This window comes from Methylacidiphilum kamchatkense Kam1, assembly GCF_007475525.1.
In the GTDB taxonomy this organism is placed as follows: Bacteria; Verrucomicrobiota; Verrucomicrobiia; order Methylacidiphilales; family Methylacidiphilaceae; genus Methylacidiphilum; species Methylacidiphilum kamchatkense.
Map to the genome: position 1 here is coordinate 624,174 of NZ_CP037899.1, position 15,760 is coordinate 639,933.

Below are 15,760 nucleotides of genomic sequence, written 5' to 3' on the forward strand. Positions count from 1 at the left end.
TATGAAAAAACTAGAACTTTCTCCGCATTCCACTGAAGAAGCTGTAGAGATTGAGGCTGGAAAGAGAAAGAAATGTTGGTCTTTGGAAAAAGTCAGTAAAGAACGTTGGATTGAGCTTTCCAAAGAGGTAGCTAGTGGAAAATGGACTCTATTTGGCCTTTGGGGTTCGCCTCGAAAAGTCAATATGGTTCTTCTCGATGAGTCTCAGTCAAAGCTGCAAGTGATAGAACTGGAGACGCCGCTTGGAAAATTCCCCTCGGTAGCTATAGAAGTGCCCTCGGCTGCCAGGTTAGAAAGAACAATTTATGATCTTTTTGGATTAATCCCTGAAGGCTCCTTCGACAATCGCCCATGGCTTGATCATGGAAAATGGCAACTGCGTTTTCCTCTAGGGAACATTCTTCCTCCCGAGGAACAAAAACCCTATCCTTTTTTTCTGTCCGAAGGCGAAAATCTCCACCAGATACCTGTAGGCCCTGTCCATGCTGGTATCATTGAACCTGGTCATTTTCGATTCACCATGGGAGGGGAGATCGTTGTGCGTATGGAAGAACGATTAGGCTATACCCATAAAGGTATTGAAAAACTTTTCTTTGAGGCTTCCATCGAAGGGGGGGCTGAAATTGCAGCTAGAATTTCTGGTGATGCGACCGTTGCTTATTCCTATGCTTATGCTCTTGCTGTTGAAGAAGCCATTGGAATTACTCCTCCTCCAAGGGCTGTTTGGTTAAGAGCGTTGATGGCTGAAATGGAAAGGATGGCCAATCACTTCGGGGATATTGGAGCAATCTGTAATGATGCGGCTTTCCCAAGGATTTTGAGTAGGTGCGCTGTTTTGCGAGAAAAGATTTTGCGGTTTTCAAAAGACTTTTTTGGACACCGATTGATGATGGGAAGAATTGTACCGGGAGGGCTTACCGTAGATTTGAGTAAGGAAGGAAAAGAAAAGCTCTATCTGCTTCTGAAAGAAATTAGAGAGGAACTTTGTTCTATAAAATATTTTTATGATTCAAAAAACTCTTTACAAGATAGAACGGTAGGCACAGGCATATTGAATGCTCGATCTGCCAAGCTCTTTGGAGCTGGTGGGTTTATTGGGAGAGCTTCTGGAAGAAACTTTGACGCCCGAAAATGCTTTGCGTATCCTCCCTATGATAAACTTTCTTTTGAATCCCCTTTGTTAGAGGCAGGGGATGTCAATGCGAGGGTGTGGATTCGGATCTTGGAAATTGAACAGAGTAGCTTTTTGATCGAACAGATTTTAAATAATTTGCCTTTTGGCAACACCCTCTCAGTGATGAAAGAACCAAAAGTAAGCGGACAGGGACTTGCTGTCGTAGAAAGTTTTCGTGGGGATATATTGCTATGGATAGAGATTGAAAAAGGAAAGATCATCCGTTGTCACCCAAGGGATCCGTCTTGGTTTCAATGGCCGCTACTTGAAAAGGTTATCGTTGGAGCAATTGTCGCGGATTTTCCGCTTTGTAATAAATCCTTCAACTGTTCCTATTCAGGACATGATCTATAAGGAAGAAGACCCAATGAAAAGCTACTTTTTTAAAAATATTTGGCCAAGAATGTTAACAGAAAAAATTGAGTCTGAAAAAGAAAGCGAACTAATTAAACTTTCAGAAGCTTTGCAAGGAGCCTGTAGAAAAAAACTTGGAAGAAGCCTGGCTATAAGGGAAGTGGATGCGGGTTCTTGCAATGGCTGTGAATTAGAAATCCATGCTTTAAACAATCCTTTTTATGATATTGAAAGGTTTGGAATCCGGTTTGTGGCTTCACCTAGGCATGCCGATCTACTACTAGTTACTGGTCCTGTGACCAAGAACATGAGTGAAGCCTTAAAAAGAACATACGATTGTACTCCAATTCCTAAATGGGTAGTAGCGGTTGGAGATTGTGCTGCAGGCTGTGGAGTCTTTAAGCAGAGCTATGCCGTCATGAGCGGTGGAGTAAGTGATATTGTACCGGTGGATCTCTGGATTTATGGTTGTCCTCCCTCACCGATTGATCTTCTTCGTGGATTAATTTTATTATTGGAAAGATGAATTTTGAGGGTTAGCATTAGTCTTGCTTTCAACCGCAAGCACTTTTTAAAGCTGATGAATCCGATCGCAAGCGAGGAAGCTAGTTATACTGATGCTGGAGCATTGCAACTGATTGATTTGTTGTGGTTTTGCATTGATTCGAAGGCTCTGCCAATCCGCACAGAAGGCAAATGCTAAATTGGCTGCTGTAGCTTAATGGAACGTGTTTGCATGGTTCTCTAGTGCAACTTGTCTAAGCGTAAAACCGTTACTTAGCCGTCAGGAAGGCAGAAAAAAAAAGTCAAGCTGACTACGATTTAAAAAAATAGTTATTGTTCTAATAGCTATTAGGGGCGAACCCTAAATTCTCGGTTGCAGGAAAAACTACTCGGCTGCTAAAGATTGGTAAAATATCTATTCTGAGGAATGGAAAAAGCGAAAGTTTATGTTAATAGGAAGCGTCAAATTTATTTTGGGTCATTGGATCCTTCTTATGAATTCTCTCAAAGAACTACAATTTTTCTGGATCCATCCACGAATCGCAACAAAAGCTGAAAGGGGGATGTAGAGGAAAGATAAAAAGAAAGGCAATCGATAAGTTTTTACAATCTCTGAGGAGGGAAAACGAAGAGATTTGAGGATGAAGAAGAATTTATGTTTTTTGGAATCAAAGAGCTCGAGAAGCGTGAAATGACGGGGTAGGGGGAAAGAAGAGGATCTTTTTGAGACAGAAAAAATTTCTTCTCTTGTTATCCAACTTTTTTCTAAAATATCAAAAACGGGTTCAGGGATAGGACTTTTATAGTAATTTTTTGATAATGCAAGACCCAATAAGCAGAATCGGTTCCAACCAAAACAAAAGGCTTTTTCAATCATTCTTTCCCAATCTTGTTGTGAAAAGTTTGCCCACAAAATGAATTGATGCAGATCTAAAAGATAACTCATTTTTTCCCATCGATGCTTGCTTCCATGAGTCAATAAAAAAAGAAGTTCATTTTCTTTAGGCATCCTTTGAAGGGGAATATCCTCAAAAGCAGACATGGAAGATTCTTTCCATGTTGATTCCAAAAATTTTTTGTCCAATACCCTATTAAAACAGGGAGCCCAATGGAGCTCACAAATTGATGGGGCCTGATCCTCTTCAAATTTTTTTTTTAATAAAGTTAGATCTTTCTCCCAAAAAAAGAGCGAAGAAAGCTTATAGGGAGAATGGTTGTATGAATGGTATCCTAGTTTGGAATGAAGTAGAAAGATAGCTTTTTGGATAGCTGGGATTGGGACTAACAGGTCGATATCGGTAATGGTCTTTGAAAAAAAATCTTCGTAGAGTCTTTGAGAAAGTTCCAATCCTTTCAAGGGTATTACTTGGATCCCATGATCATGGAACATAGACAGTATTTTTTGAAACTCATCCAAAAGAAAGATATTCCTTTTTGCAGTGTGTTTATTCAGTAGATGGAATTTTAAGTCGATATCTTGGGGAAGAAGAAAAGGAAAGTTATTTTTAAGCTTATTATAAACAATAGGCCATAAAGAATGCTGGAAGGAAAGTTCGAAAAATTGATGCCAGTCAAAGTTTTGTCTTGAAAAAATTTCTAAAAGTTCTGTTTTCTGTAAATCATCAAGTATTTTATTGCTTAAAAGAAGCAGTGCTTTTTGTTCAGGAGTTAATAAGATAAAATTGTTTTCTTTCTTTTTTTTAGTTTTCATTATATAAGATAGGCATATCTACTATACGATTATTAATATATATACTGTATTTTCTTTCGGAACTTTGGCATATTAAATTTGCTTGTCTTAGAAATTAAATCTTTCTTAATCTCTCTTAATCTTTTTTAAAGGAATTGCAAACTTAACACAGGAGGTAATTAAATGAATACAGAGTTAGATTTTAGTCAATTTGAGATGGAAACTTTGGAGTCGCGAGAGCTTTTTGCAGCGGCTGCTGTGCCTCATCATTTAATCAACTTGAATTTGCCCTTGGACCTTTCTTTACAGGTGAATAATCCAACCAATGGACAACATATTATCAATCTCAATCTTCCAGCCGATCTATCCCTACACGTCAATCAGCCCAATTTATCAGGATTACTGACAACGGTTTCGACAGTAACAACTCCTGTGGTGGGATTGGTAGGTGAAGTTGTTAGTCCATTATTGGGAACAGTTACTGGATTGCTTGGTTCAGTTTTAGCAATTGTTTAAAAAACAACAAAGTACTGGGCTTCTCTATTTCGGATAAGGGAAGCCCAGTATGCGATAGTTGGATGAAGTGCTTAAAGAGGGAGTCGGAGAAAGATATAGAGGAGGAAACAAGAAAAAATGAAAGAGAATATAACTCACTGTGAGGAGGCAAAACTTTTTGAAGTAGAAGTACTGGAAGCGCGAGAGCTTTTTGCAGCAGTTGCGCTTCCTCACCACTTGATGAATTTAAATATGTCTGGAGAATTTTCGACGCAACCTAACAATTTTAATCTTGCCCCAGTAAATCATAGCCAGGTTGCTACTCCCTTTAGCGATCCAGGCACAAGTCAGTTGCCGATATATCTGCATCTAACTGTTGGAGGACCACAAGCTGCTCTTCAAATTGGAGAGCTGAATTTAGCTAAGGATCTCCAACCTTTGCTTGGTACCGTTAACGGGGTTTTGAATGTGGTGACTGGACTGACGAACGATTTGCTCAGTCCGCTTTTAATAACCGTGCTATCGATTATTTAAATGTTCTGTTAGGTTGCCGTTTATAAAAACAGAAAATTGAATAAGAGGAAAAGGATATGGAAGAAGCCCATAATATAGCATTAATCAATCTGGAGATCTTTGAGGCAAAGCTCAAAGAAAAGATCAAATTTATGTGGAAGAATCCCCAATTCTCTCCATTGGGAAATTTAAGCCATTTTTTGAATCAATTTCCAGATCCAAGAGCTCAACTTTTATCAGCAACTGCATTGGCGACAGTTGGCTTATAAGGGCAGCATGTTTTCAAGTCTTTGAGGCGATTGCCAAATGAGAAATTCGTGATGGAGACTGGTGGAAATACTAGATTGTTGGGAAAAGCAGTAGGCTATGGCATTGGATTGTCCAGTGCTTTTCTAGAGTTTCCTTCCGCCGGTCCATTACTTTGGGGAATCTTTCCATTAACCGTTTCTTTAGTAAAGGCGTTTCCTGAATTTGATCCTAAAGACCTATCTGTTTCCATAGGGCCAGTCAAGCTTTTAAAAAACCCAGAGAGGTTTGTCATTGGGGAACATTTTTTATTTACTCTTCAATCAACTCAAATCACTTTAGAGTGTATCCATTTTATAGAAGATAAATTCCGATATTACCTTTATCAACTAGTTTTACCCCATTTTGCTCAGCTGATAGGCCGTCTTCTTTTTCTTCATGGTGGAGCGTTTGAGGTGGATTCACAAGCCGTGGGTTTGGTTGCCGGTTCTGGAGGAGGGAAGTCCACCTTACTTTCCTCCTTTTTAGACTTGGGATATAACCTAATTGCAGATGATCGAGTTGGTTTTGTTTTGGAAGCAGAAGAACCATTAGTGGTACCTTCTCATCCCTATTTGAGGAACTATCGAAAAGAAGAAGATATTGGAAAGCCAGTAAGAAAGCTATCAGAGAAGATACTCCCTCTGCGCACCATTTTTTTTCTGAGGTGGACAGAAAAAGAAGAACCTTTTATTGAAAAAGTTGAACCAGGCAAAGCTTTCCAAAATCTTTTTTCTAACAGTGTTTATTTTCCAGATGTAAAGATTCATGCTAGGAAAATATTGCAATGGCTACCACAAATGCATACCTTTCGTGTTTTTCTGCCAAAAGGAAGAATAGAAAAATTACCCCAGGTTTGTAATATGATCTTGTCCTTAACCTTTAATGGCAAAAGACGATAATGATAACTTATTCGGTCTTAGGAATAATGCTTAGGAAAAAATGCCCACTGGCTTGTGCGCATTGTATTACCGATTCATCACCCCAAGCAGAGGGGATGCTTGAGGAGTCCTTTGTTTTTTCTGTTCTGGAAGAGGCAGTTGGACTAACTCCAGTGGTGAGTTTTACGGGTGGTGAAGCTTTTTTGAATAGCGAAATATTAATCCGATGTATCCTTAAAGCCAAAGAATTTGGTTTTAAAGTGACCGCAGTAACAGGATGTGGATGGGTTCGAACCGAAAAACATGCTTTCTCGGTCATCGAAGCGGTTAAAAAAGCAGGCTTAGACAGGCTTTGTATCAGTTGGGATCAATATCATTTAGCTTTTAAAAACGGATGGAAATTACAAGCAGTCGCGAAAGCTGCTTGGCAGTGGCAGATTCCATTAGTCATTCGAAGCGTCATTACCCCTCTTTCCTACAATGAAAAGGATCCATTTCTACCGGACTTAGGGGAAGTCCAATATCACCTAGAAAAGGTTCCTCTTATAAAGCTGGGAAGGGCCAATGCCCTTCCAGAAGAAGACTTTTTCTGGGAATATTCGCCTCCGACAGGCGTATGCGTGGTGATCTTATCACCTGTGGTTGAATATGATGGTAGGGTGTTTGCTTGTTGTGGTCCTTCCCATTATGCTAGCCATTATTCGCCTTTGGTACTGGGAGATGCTAGAAAAACATCTTTAAGAGAAATTTTGTCGAAAGCAAAAGAGGATCCAATCTTAGAAATCATTGCTCTGCTTGGGCCTTACGGACTATTCAGGATTCTAAAAGATAGGTTTCCTTTGATCAATGTTCCTGAAAGAGCACGTTATTCAAGCATTTGCGATCTGTGTATGGATATTTTAAATGAGCCACAATTAGTGGAAAAGCTGCGGGAATATTTTGTGGGAAAGGATGGCAAAAGCTTTTTAGTGGCTTCAAGAATGATGGAAAAAATTCAACCAAGCTAACAAAAAAGAATGCCCCTCTTGCGGGTCTTAAAAACGAGGTTGCTTATGGATGTTGCTAGCTCATGTAAAAAAGTGAAGATCCCAGAGTGGATTAGTTATGAACAAATAGAAAATGAATTGATTCTTCTCAATACAGTAGATTGGAATTATTATAGGCTAGATGTCTATGGCACAGTTGTATGGAAAAAACTGATCGACTATGGTGGAGATGTCAATGCCTTAAAAAAATGGGTGCTTGAGCATTTCGAAGGGAATCCTTTTCAAATTCAAAACGACATAGATTGTTTAATCAAAGCGCTTATAGAAAAGAACCTTTTGGTCATAGACCAAGGCCAACAAAAGGATCCTTTGGCTTAATCATTTCTTAGCATAGAGATTATTTTACTGCGTGAAATAATGGAAAGTGAAAAAAATATATTGCTTTCTTTTTTTTCACTCCCTCCAGATACCTTTTTTGAAAGACTTCTATTGTTCTCTGGCTCTTTTTCAAAACCAGAAGACCTGTTTGTAATTGTTAGTCAATATTCTATTTTAAATATCGGCATAAAGGGGATGCGAATCGGTCGGTTTATTGGAGGTCGTTGGGAAATAGTCTGGTCTTCTTCTCAAGAGCCAAATCAATGGGAAACTGATTACGAAATGAGAGTTTTTTTTATCCAGTGGTTCAACAAAACCTTTTTAGAAAAGCATTCCTGTTATTTAGCAAAGACTCCATCGGCCATAGACTCCAATCATCCACAGCATGAAACACTTCAAGGTTACAATACGACTGGTCTACATCATCTTTTTTTCCCACTGTTTTTTGGAGATACTTCTTGGGGAGTCGTCCATTACTGGTTAGAAGAGACAGAAACACTTGACCAAAAATATAGATGGCTTTCTTCGCTTAGTAGCACCCTTGGAAATTGCTTAAAGGCGCTTGCTTTTGCTGGAAAACTTCTTTTTCAAAATTCCCAGGCTTCTTTTTCCAATACTTCCGATGGACTCTATCTGAAGTGTCTAGAAGACTTGGCAGTGGAAAACGATACAGAAAGAATAGAGTTTTTAGTTGTTAATTATGTGCGGGAAATTGCTGGTTGCGATCGAACCTGTCTCTTTACTGTTCCTTTAACAAACAAAGGTTTTTCTTTTTTAACCACTCAGGATTTTGCAAAGGCCAATGTGTTTGAACTCAAAGCGGTCAGTTCTCTTTCGAAAATCCATAAGCAGTCAGATCAAGCACTTCTATTAAAAGAGGCTGGAATAGCCCTTTTCAGAGCTGCCAATCCTCATCATTTCCAAGACCTACCGCCGAAACCGAAAAAATCGGTTTTTGCTATGTTTTTTGATGAAGAACAAGCAATAGAAGATCAGAAGATTAATACGGTCGAAAAAAAAGAAAGTAGCCCGCTACGGATCGGTTTTGCTATGCGGGAATCTGCAACAAAGGAGAGGCCTTTGGCTATAATGCGTTATTTTCAGAATATTCCTATGAATTGGCTAGCTGCTTTTCCTTTGATGGATCAGCAACAAAGAGTTTATGGGTTTATTTCCTGGGAAGGGAAGGAAAAGATCATTCCAAGTCTAGATCTATTTAATCTCTTACAAAAGATTGCGATTGTTGGAGGCAAAAGCGTTGCCAGAGCCTATTTCAACCAGAAAAAATTTTGGATTTTCTCCAAAACGACAAGGACTCATCCTCTTTTAAATCCTTTGGTCTTTTATTCATCTTTGCTTGTATTGATCCTCATTGTAGCTTTTTTCCCTCTACCAATGAAAATAAAGGGGAATGCGGTGTTAATTCCTTCTTTTGAAATGTCAGTTCCTGCCCTGGTCTCAGCAAAAATCGAATCGATCCACGTTCAAATTGGAGACTATGTGAAGAAAGGGACACTGCTTATTCAGCTGGATCCGACAAATATTCTTCTTAAGATAAAAGAAGTAGAACAGGATTATAAAAAAAATATGGCTGAAGCTGACCTTGCTCAAAATTTGAAACAGGAAACAGCAATGCAGCTATCCAGACTGAATGCCTTAAAATCCCAAGCGGTCCTAAAGAGTTTGTATAATGACTTTCATAATAGTTCTATTCGAGCTCCAATCGACGGAGTTGTCATGGGGCCCAGTAATTTAATGTCTCGGAGAGGGGATATCCCGCAAGTCGGAGAAGTTCTAGTCCAACTTGCTGATCCGAGGTATTGGAAAGTTAAGATTGCTTTAAGAGAACAAGATTTTATATATCTAGGCCGGGTGATTGAAAGACAAAAAGAGCCGCTTGTGGTGTCTTTTCGACTTGCTGCTGATCCATCTAAAAGTTATAGACTTCTTTTAAGATCTCTTTCCCAGTTTATTAGTGGAGTAGAGACCGAAGGAAAAAAATATGAATTTTCTTTGATCATTCCATGGGAAGAGAAAAACATCGATCCGCTACTTTTGAAGAAAGGATTACGTGGTCAGGCGAAGGTTTATGTGGGGCTTAGGCCATTGGCCTATATAGCTTTTCGTGATGTCATTGGGTTTCTCAGGCTTCATGTGTTTTTTTGGTAGAATCTCAGATTGTATCTGGGGAGAAAAAATAGATCGATATAAAATTGTTTCTTTATAGAAAAGAAAGATTTAATGAAAAACATAATGAGAAAATGGAGTGTATTTTCTCTGTCTTTTGGGTTCGTTTTTTGCTTTGGTGGAAAATGGCCTTAAAAGGAGAAGAATTGTTTATTAAAGACAATCTTGATGCTACTCAATCTGAATCCTCCCTAGAGCCTCTACTGGAAGAAAAAGGTTCCTACCGAGCCGTACTACTTCCCATTGCAGATCTAAGACTGAGTGCTAAGGCTTCTGGGATCCTCGAAAAGTTTTTTTTTGAAGAAGGAGCATGTGTCAAAAAAGGAGACATCATAGCCCAGTTAAACAGTGAGGATGAAAAAGCAGAGATTGCAAGAGCTGAGGCAGAAATAGGAGTGCATGAAGCTGAAGTTGAAAAGGCAGAAGTGGAATTTAAAAGAATTGAAGGGTTGTACAAAGAAGAAATCGTTAGTCCTAAACAATATGAGGAGGCTAAATATCAATATCAAATGGCTCAAAATAAATTAAAAGAAGCCAAGGCTTTATTAATAACTGCTCAGAATCGGCTAGAATCCAAAATGGTCCGCTCTCCTATAGAGGGTGTATTTTTTAAAAAATTAAGGAATGAGGGAGAGTCTGTGGAAAGATTGGAACCGGTGGCTCGAGTGATTGATGTTTCGGAACTTCAAATGGTAATTTATTGCGATTCAAAACACTTTGGAAAATTGCATCCCAAAGACAAACTTTCCGTTGAATTGGTTGATGGACCTTGTGCTGGAAAAAGAGTGGAAGCGACCGTTGTGTATGTGGATCCCTTCCTTGATCCTGCTAGTGGGACTTTTAGAGTAAAACTGGTGATGCATGCCTCAAAAGAAGTGGTTGCGGGGATTACTGCTGAGGTCGTAATACCGGAAGATAAAAAGGAATTCCCTTCCCATTCTCCAATCATAGGCTTGAATGTAGGAGAAAAGATCAAATGAAAAATCTAGAGCGTGCTTAGGGGAATTTTTTTTGAGTTAGCATTTATTTTTTTCAACAATTACATGTTAATAGAAAAAGAATCGACGATGAAATTTGTCTTTCGAATGGTTTTGGATGTTAACTTCACGGTAAAACAAGTATTACTGATAGGAAAAAAAGGATTTACGAAGGCCAGAGATAATAATATTGCCTCTCTCTTGCTAGGCTGACAATTGTTTGCGGTCAGCTTCTAAGAGATTAATTGATTTTTAATTATGACTTTGGGAGGATTCAGCCAACAGTCAACGACAAAAGAAAAAATTGTTCCTTATAGATTAAGAACTGATCTAATTTTTCAGAAACAAATTTTCGGTAACAAAACCTATTATATTGTCAAAGACCCCTTGGGACTTTCCTATTATAGGTTTCCTCCTCAAGAAGCTTTTCTTGCCACCCTTTTCGATGGGAAAAGAACAACCGAAGAGATAGCTGAAATTTTTAATGCCCACTGGCCGCATCGGAAGATTAATCCGGCAGAAGTGCTGCGATTTGCTTCAATTCTTAGTCGAAGAAATCTGACTATTCTTCCAGCAAACCAATGGATGGATCAACTCCCCAGAAAAGCTTCTTCTTTTTTTCATCAGTTAAGCAAATTTTTTGTAAAGATTTTTTTCATCAAATTTCCCCTTGTTCGTCCCTCTTCTTGGCTTGACAGGATTGTTCATCGTCTCTGGTGGTTGTGGTCTTTTCAAGGGGTAGTGCTAACCGTTTGTTTTTGGCTCTTCACTCTTCTTTTTCTTTTTTTCCATCGCACTTCTTTTATAACCAATCAGATCCAGTTTTTTTCTCCACAAAACATATTCTTACTTTATTTAGCCATCATCATTGACAAGAGCCTTCATGAGTTTGGGCATGCGACTACATGCCGGCGTTTTGGGGGAGAGATTCATGAAATGGGTGTAGGCTTATTCTTTTTTATCCCTGTAGGATATGTGGATGCTTCAGATAGCTGGGTGATTCCGGATAAGAAAGCAAGGATTTTTGTTGGCTTGGCTGGAGTTTATACAGAATTAATTGTTGCCTCCATAGCCGCTTATTTTTGGGTTTTTCTTCCCTTAGGTCTGGCAAAAAATCTTGCCTTTAACCTTATGGTTACGGCTAGTGTGACGACCCTCTTTTTTAATTTCAATCCTTTGATGAAGTTTGATGGCTATTATGCATTAGTTGATTTGCTTGAAATACCAAATCTTCGGGAGAAATCTTTTGCGTATTGCACAGCAAAACTCCAGGAATGGCTTTTAGGATATCAAGATCCATCTAATCAAGGGAAAAAAAACGAGTCCATAAATGCATGGATCTTTTTTATTTATTCCATTTTGTCTACAGTCTACATGGCTTATCTTTGTCATTCGATTGGCCAAGTTGTTAGAAATTTTCTTAAGCCGATAGGGTTGGAAAGAGTAGGCGAATTTTTAGGATTTTCTTTAGAGGTTGCTTTTGTAATGGCTATTTTATTAAGGATTTTCTTTCAACCCCTCTTGATGATCTCTAAAACCGAAGGCATAAAAAAGAGCCTCTGCAAGCTTCAATGGGTAGCCATAGGAGGGGTTGCCTTGGGCATACTCTGTATGCTTCCTGTAAGAGAAAAGGTCCGGACGGTGGGAGTGGTTCGATCAGATTTTGGACAAAATGTAACGAGTCCAGATGGGGGATTGTTCAGGAGATATGGGTCTATAGTGGTGAACAGGTAAAACCAGGTCAGCCGCTATTGAAACTAAGAAATGACAAAGTTGAGACTGAGACACAGCTTGCAAGACTTGATTTAGCCTTAAAAATGGTTGGGTTCTCAAACAAAAGAACATTTCAACAAAAGGATGAGGAGGCCTCTAAGTCAAAAGAAATTCAAGTAATGAAGAGCCGTTACGATTATTTTTTGAAAAAAAAAGAACAGCTTTTTCTCCGCTCATCTATTGATGGCATCATTGTTAGCCCAAATGTGGAATCTTTGAAAGGAAGATATTTTAAAGCCGGAGAAACCATTCTCAAAATTAGGGACATGCATCATTTTTCGCTTGTAGCGCCACTGAATCAATCCCAATCAAGGATTGTGTATTCTGGAGCTGAAGTCAAAGGGATCTGGATAAGCACAAAAAAATATTTCATAGTCATGTTGCCCATGTGAGCCAAAAAATGGCAGATGTCTCTGAATTTGATCCTGGTCATCTTGTTCCTTATGGAGGGAAAGTTCCACTAATTCCTTCGAATATAAAAAAAGAATACGAAAAAAATCCTTTTTATTTTGCCTATATTCCAGTGGAAAGCCCTTCTCAGTTTATGGTGGAGGGATTGAGAGCCAAAATTGTGATTAAAGGTAGAAAAACGATACTTGGCAAAAAAATCTATCGGTTTTTGACTGCCCTTCTTTTTTATAAACATGAAGAATAGATTGGCAGCTTCTAACCATAAAACATCGCAAAGAGTTTGTTGCTTCAATCTCCTATTGGATATGTTTGTTTGTCATTTTGATAGTTGCAATCTTGCAGTCTGAGCTTTCAGGCTCATAGCATTGCGATCCATACAATGGAATAAAGGCAGTCTTATCAATGGAACTACTAGTGCTTCTGAAACTTTAGACATCTTCTTGATGGATTGGTTATGCAATTATTGATGTAAACAACACTAGCTCTCTTGCCCTGTATTGGGAGAGATTGAGCCAAAGGAATGTGTTGTAAAACAGCGTGCTGCTATTGATCCTTATGTAGCATGATTAATCGATAGGAAACCAAAATAAAAAAAGATGGATGATACACACCATATGGAATCAGCAATAGGGAAGATTCTGTAGAGGCTTTTTTTTTAATTTTAATAGCTTTGGTCCAATTTTTGCTTGAAGGAAAAAAGATGGGAGCGCCAATTCCTCAGATTTCTCAAGCAAATGGAGAAAAGGATACGCGATTTGAATTTCTTTCTCAGAATTATAGAAAACTCCTTTTGGATGGCCCTGATGAATCTTTAGATCCAAAGGGTGAACCGAAAAAAGAATACAAAGCTCTGTGGGAGCTTATCCTTTCAAGGGTTGGAAGGGATAGATTACTCAGCGCACAGAATACAGCAAATGATAGGTTACGGCAGCTTGGTGTTCACTTCGTACTAAAAAACGCCAAAGAGAAAACCGAAGAAAGAATTTTCCCTTTCGATATTCTTCCGAGACTTATCCTCAAAAGAGAATGGGACAAGATTCAAAGAGGACTTATTCAAAGAACAATGGCTTTGAATCTATTTATAGAAGATGTCTATGGAAAGCAACGGATTCTAAAAGAAAAGGGTATTGACCAAGCGTTGGTCTTAAGCTCTTCAGGTTTTCTTTCTCAAATGATTGGAGTGAAAGTGCCTAGGGGCATCTACGCAGCGATTTGTGGTTGTGATCTGCTCAAAGACGAAAATGGAAATTTTGTCGTACTCGAAGATAACCTTAGGATCCCAAGTGGGGCTGCCTATATGCTGAATTGCAGAAAAGTTTTAAAGGAGAGTTGTCCTTTTTTCTTCGAACTCAACAAACCTTTGCCTATACAATCCTATCCCACAGTTCTTTTAAAAACCCTTCTCGATCTTCATCCTTCTGAGGTTTCTCAAGAACCAGTGGTGGCGGTGCTGACTCCAGGCCCTTATAATTCTGCCTATTTTGAACATGCATTCCTTGCAAATCAGATGGGAATACCACTTGTCGAACCCAAAGATCTTGTTGTTGAAAATGGAACTCTTTATTTCCAGTCTAAGACCCATAAAAAACGGATATCGATTCTTTATAGACGCATCGAAGAAAGCTTCATGGATCCTGTCGCATTTCGGCCGGATTCATTGATTGGAGTTAGAGGATTGTTTAGCTCTTTTATAGAAGGTCGACTTAGTTTGATCAATGCTCCCGGTTGTGGCATTGGAGATGATAAAGCCATCTATCCGTATGTTCCAAAAATGATCCGTTATTATCTGGATGAAGAACCCATCCTAAGGAACATTGAAACCTATTCATGTGTAGATCCTAAGCAACAGGCTTTTGTAGTGAATAATCTAGAGGGGTTGGTTGTTAAGGAAGTGAATCAATCCGGTGGATTCGGGATGCTTATTGGACCCGTAAGTTCTTCTAAAACGCGAGAAGAATTTAAAAAAAGAATTCTAGCCCATCCCCGAAATTATATTGCACAGCCACTGATCCATTTCTCAAAACTACCTTGTATGAGCGGTTCGGGAATTGAACCACGAAGGGTTGACTTGCGTCCCTTTGTCTTAATGGGTAAGGAACCAAGGGTTGTTCCTGGAGGGTTAACACGAGTGTCTATAAGCTGGGATTCTTTTATAGTCAATTCGTCTCAAGGAGGGGGAAGCAAAGATACATGGATCATTGAGAATGAGGGAGGGTAAAGCTTATGATAGATCATCGGGTAGAAAATATTTATTGGATGGCCAGATACATGGAAAGAGCCTTATTCAGTTTGAATATTGGCAAAAGCTATCTGGGATATGGTTTGGAAGCAAGTCAAGAAAAATGGGGCTATTGTTGGCAAAGAATCAAAAAAGGAATGCGTATTTTCAGTGCTTCAGATCCTACCCATAGCTCCTTACCCATGTCCCTGTTTTTTCTTTTGTTTGACTGCGAGAATCCCTTATCTGCTTTGTCTTCCTTGTTTTCAGCCAGAGAAAACGCGAAAATTTTGAGGGATATTCTTCCTGTTGCGCTTTGGGAGCAACTAAACGAGGCCTATTTTCTTCTTTCTTCGACAACAGTCACTTCGAGTCTGCAACCTTCTCATTATCCATTGATTACAACGACTATTGAAAAAATGCTCTTGTTTGATCAGCTGGAAAGCTACCTTTTCGAAGAAGATGAACTCTGGGCATGGCTAAAAGTAGGTGAATACATTGAAAAAATTGGAAATTTTGCAGCCTTTCTTTTCGCCTACGATCCGACGGAAAACAAAGACAATCCTTCTTTTGAGGAGTGGGAAGCTTTTCTTAATTCGCTCTTTCTTTTGGACCTGTTTAGAAAAAAAGTAGGATTGGCTTCGCTAAGCTTTGATCAGATCGCTTCTTTTATCTTAATTGCAAACAGGTATCCCTACTCGATTCTATCGCAATTGGAAAAACTCATTGGCTGTTTTGGAATAGTCTCTCAAGTGTGGACAATAGATATTGCTCAGTCAACAGCCAAAGAACTTTTGGACAATGTCGTTGATTCTTGCCAGAAAGAAGTTTCATCAGAAAACAAAAAAAAATTGTTTCTAGAAATTCAAATCGCATGCAATTCGATCCACCAGCACCTTTTGTCAGCTATTGGTTAAAACTGTTGCACAATTTT

At 38.9% G+C, this 15,760-nt stretch carries 17 protein-coding genes; 16 read left to right on the forward strand and 1 reads right to left on the reverse strand.

Annotated features, from left to right (window positions below):
* Position 1 precedes the first annotated feature (1 nt).
* The 3 genes from kam1_RS02935 to kam1_RS10990 are packed head-to-tail and all read left to right on the forward strand — an operon-like array spanning position 2 to position 2,231.
* Positions 2-1,528 (forward strand): hydrogenase large subunit, encoded by a 1,527-nt coding sequence (locus tag kam1_RS02935; RefSeq protein WP_039721187.1) that lies wholly within the window; start codon positions 2-4, stop codon positions 1,526-1,528.
* A 49-nt stretch (positions 1,529-1,577) separates the two neighbouring features.
* On the forward strand, positions 1,578-2,054 hold the full coding sequence (locus tag kam1_RS02940) for an NADH-quinone oxidoreductase subunit B family protein (protein WP_370657537.1): 477 nt from the start codon (positions 1,578-1,580) through the stop codon (positions 2,052-2,054).
* Between the two features lie 54 nt (positions 2,055-2,108).
* A complete protein-coding gene (locus kam1_RS10990) occupies positions 2,109-2,231 on the forward strand; it encodes a hypothetical protein (RefSeq protein WP_268747063.1) in 123 nt (40 codons plus the stop codon).
* Between the two features lie 279 nt (positions 2,232-2,510).
* Here the strand turns inward: kam1_RS10990 and kam1_RS02945 are convergent, their stop codons facing one another.
* Positions 2,511-3,743: a nucleotidyltransferase family protein gene (locus kam1_RS02945; protein ID WP_143958233.1), complete on the reverse strand. Its 1,233-nt coding sequence runs from the start codon at positions 3,741-3,743 to the stop codon at positions 2,511-2,513.
* A gap of 162 nt (positions 3,744-3,905) precedes the next feature.
* Between kam1_RS02945 and kam1_RS02950 the strand changes: the two genes are divergently transcribed.
* The 13 genes from kam1_RS02950 to kam1_RS03000 all read left to right on the forward strand — a co-directional run bounded on the left by kam1_RS02950 (position 3,906) and on the right by kam1_RS03000 (position 15,743).
* The gene (locus kam1_RS02950) at positions 3,906-4,238 is read left to right on the forward strand and encodes a hypothetical protein (RefSeq protein ID WP_039721184.1); all 333 of its coding nucleotides are present in this window, start codon (positions 3,906-3,908) and stop codon (positions 4,236-4,238) included.
* Positions 4,239-4,355: 117 nt separating this feature from the next.
* Positions 4,356-4,751, forward strand: a complete 396-nt coding sequence (locus tag kam1_RS02955) for a hypothetical protein (RefSeq protein WP_039721183.1) — start codon at positions 4,356-4,358, stop codon at positions 4,749-4,751.
* Positions 4,752-4,807: 56 nt separating this feature from the next.
* Positions 4,808-4,999, forward strand: a complete 192-nt coding sequence (locus kam1_RS02960) for a hypothetical protein (protein ID WP_039721182.1) — start codon at positions 4,808-4,810, stop codon at positions 4,997-4,999.
* Positions 5,000-5,050: 51 nt separating this feature from the next.
* The gene (locus kam1_RS02965; RefSeq protein ID WP_039721181.1) at positions 5,051-5,917 is read left to right on the forward strand and encodes a hypothetical protein; all 867 of its coding nucleotides are present in this window, start codon (positions 5,051-5,053) and stop codon (positions 5,915-5,917) included.
* Entirely contained in the window at positions 5,917-6,903 is a 987-nt protein-coding gene (locus kam1_RS02970; RefSeq protein ID WP_052250455.1) for a radical SAM/SPASM domain-containing protein, read from the forward strand. Before kam1_RS02965 ends, kam1_RS02970 begins: the two co-directional genes overlap by 1 nt.
* Before the next feature lie 45 nt (positions 6,904-6,948).
* Positions 6,949-7,260 (forward strand): PqqD family protein, encoded by a 312-nt coding sequence (locus tag kam1_RS02975; RefSeq protein WP_039721363.1) that lies wholly within the window; start codon positions 6,949-6,951, stop codon positions 7,258-7,260.
* A 39-nt stretch (positions 7,261-7,299) separates the two neighbouring features.
* On the forward strand, positions 7,300-9,429 hold the full coding sequence (locus tag kam1_RS02980) for an efflux RND transporter periplasmic adaptor subunit (protein ID WP_143958234.1): 2,130 nt from the start codon (positions 7,300-7,302) through the stop codon (positions 9,427-9,429).
* A 92-nt stretch (positions 9,430-9,521) separates the two neighbouring features.
* Entirely contained in the window at positions 9,522-10,427 is a 906-nt protein-coding gene (locus tag kam1_RS02985) for an efflux RND transporter periplasmic adaptor subunit (RefSeq protein ID WP_143958235.1), read from the forward strand.
* Between the two features lie 255 nt (positions 10,428-10,682).
* Complete coding sequence (locus kam1_RS02990) at positions 10,683-12,158, forward strand: site-2 protease family protein (RefSeq protein WP_244946144.1); 1,476 nt, start codon at positions 10,683-10,685, stop codon at positions 12,156-12,158.
* Between the two features lie 17 nt (positions 12,159-12,175).
* A complete protein-coding gene (locus kam1_RS10455; RefSeq protein WP_244946145.1) occupies positions 12,176-12,589 on the forward strand; it encodes an efflux RND transporter periplasmic adaptor subunit in 414 nt (137 codons plus the stop codon).
* A gap of 8 nt (positions 12,590-12,597) precedes the next feature.
* Positions 12,598-12,852 carry a hypothetical protein gene (locus tag kam1_RS10460; protein ID WP_244946146.1) on the forward strand — a complete coding sequence of 85 codons (255 nt, stop codon included), beginning with the start codon at positions 12,598-12,600 and terminating at the stop codon, positions 12,850-12,852.
* Positions 12,853-13,308: 456 nt separating this feature from the next.
* The gene (locus kam1_RS02995; protein WP_039721362.1) at positions 13,309-14,826 is read left to right on the forward strand and encodes a circularly permuted type 2 ATP-grasp protein; all 1,518 of its coding nucleotides are present in this window, start codon (positions 13,309-13,311) and stop codon (positions 14,824-14,826) included.
* Positions 14,827-14,831: 5 nt separating this feature from the next.
* Positions 14,832-15,743, forward strand: a complete 912-nt coding sequence (locus kam1_RS03000; RefSeq protein ID WP_039721176.1) for an alpha-E domain-containing protein — start codon at positions 14,832-14,834, stop codon at positions 15,741-15,743.
* The last annotated feature ends 17 nt before the right edge of the window (positions 15,744-15,760 follow it).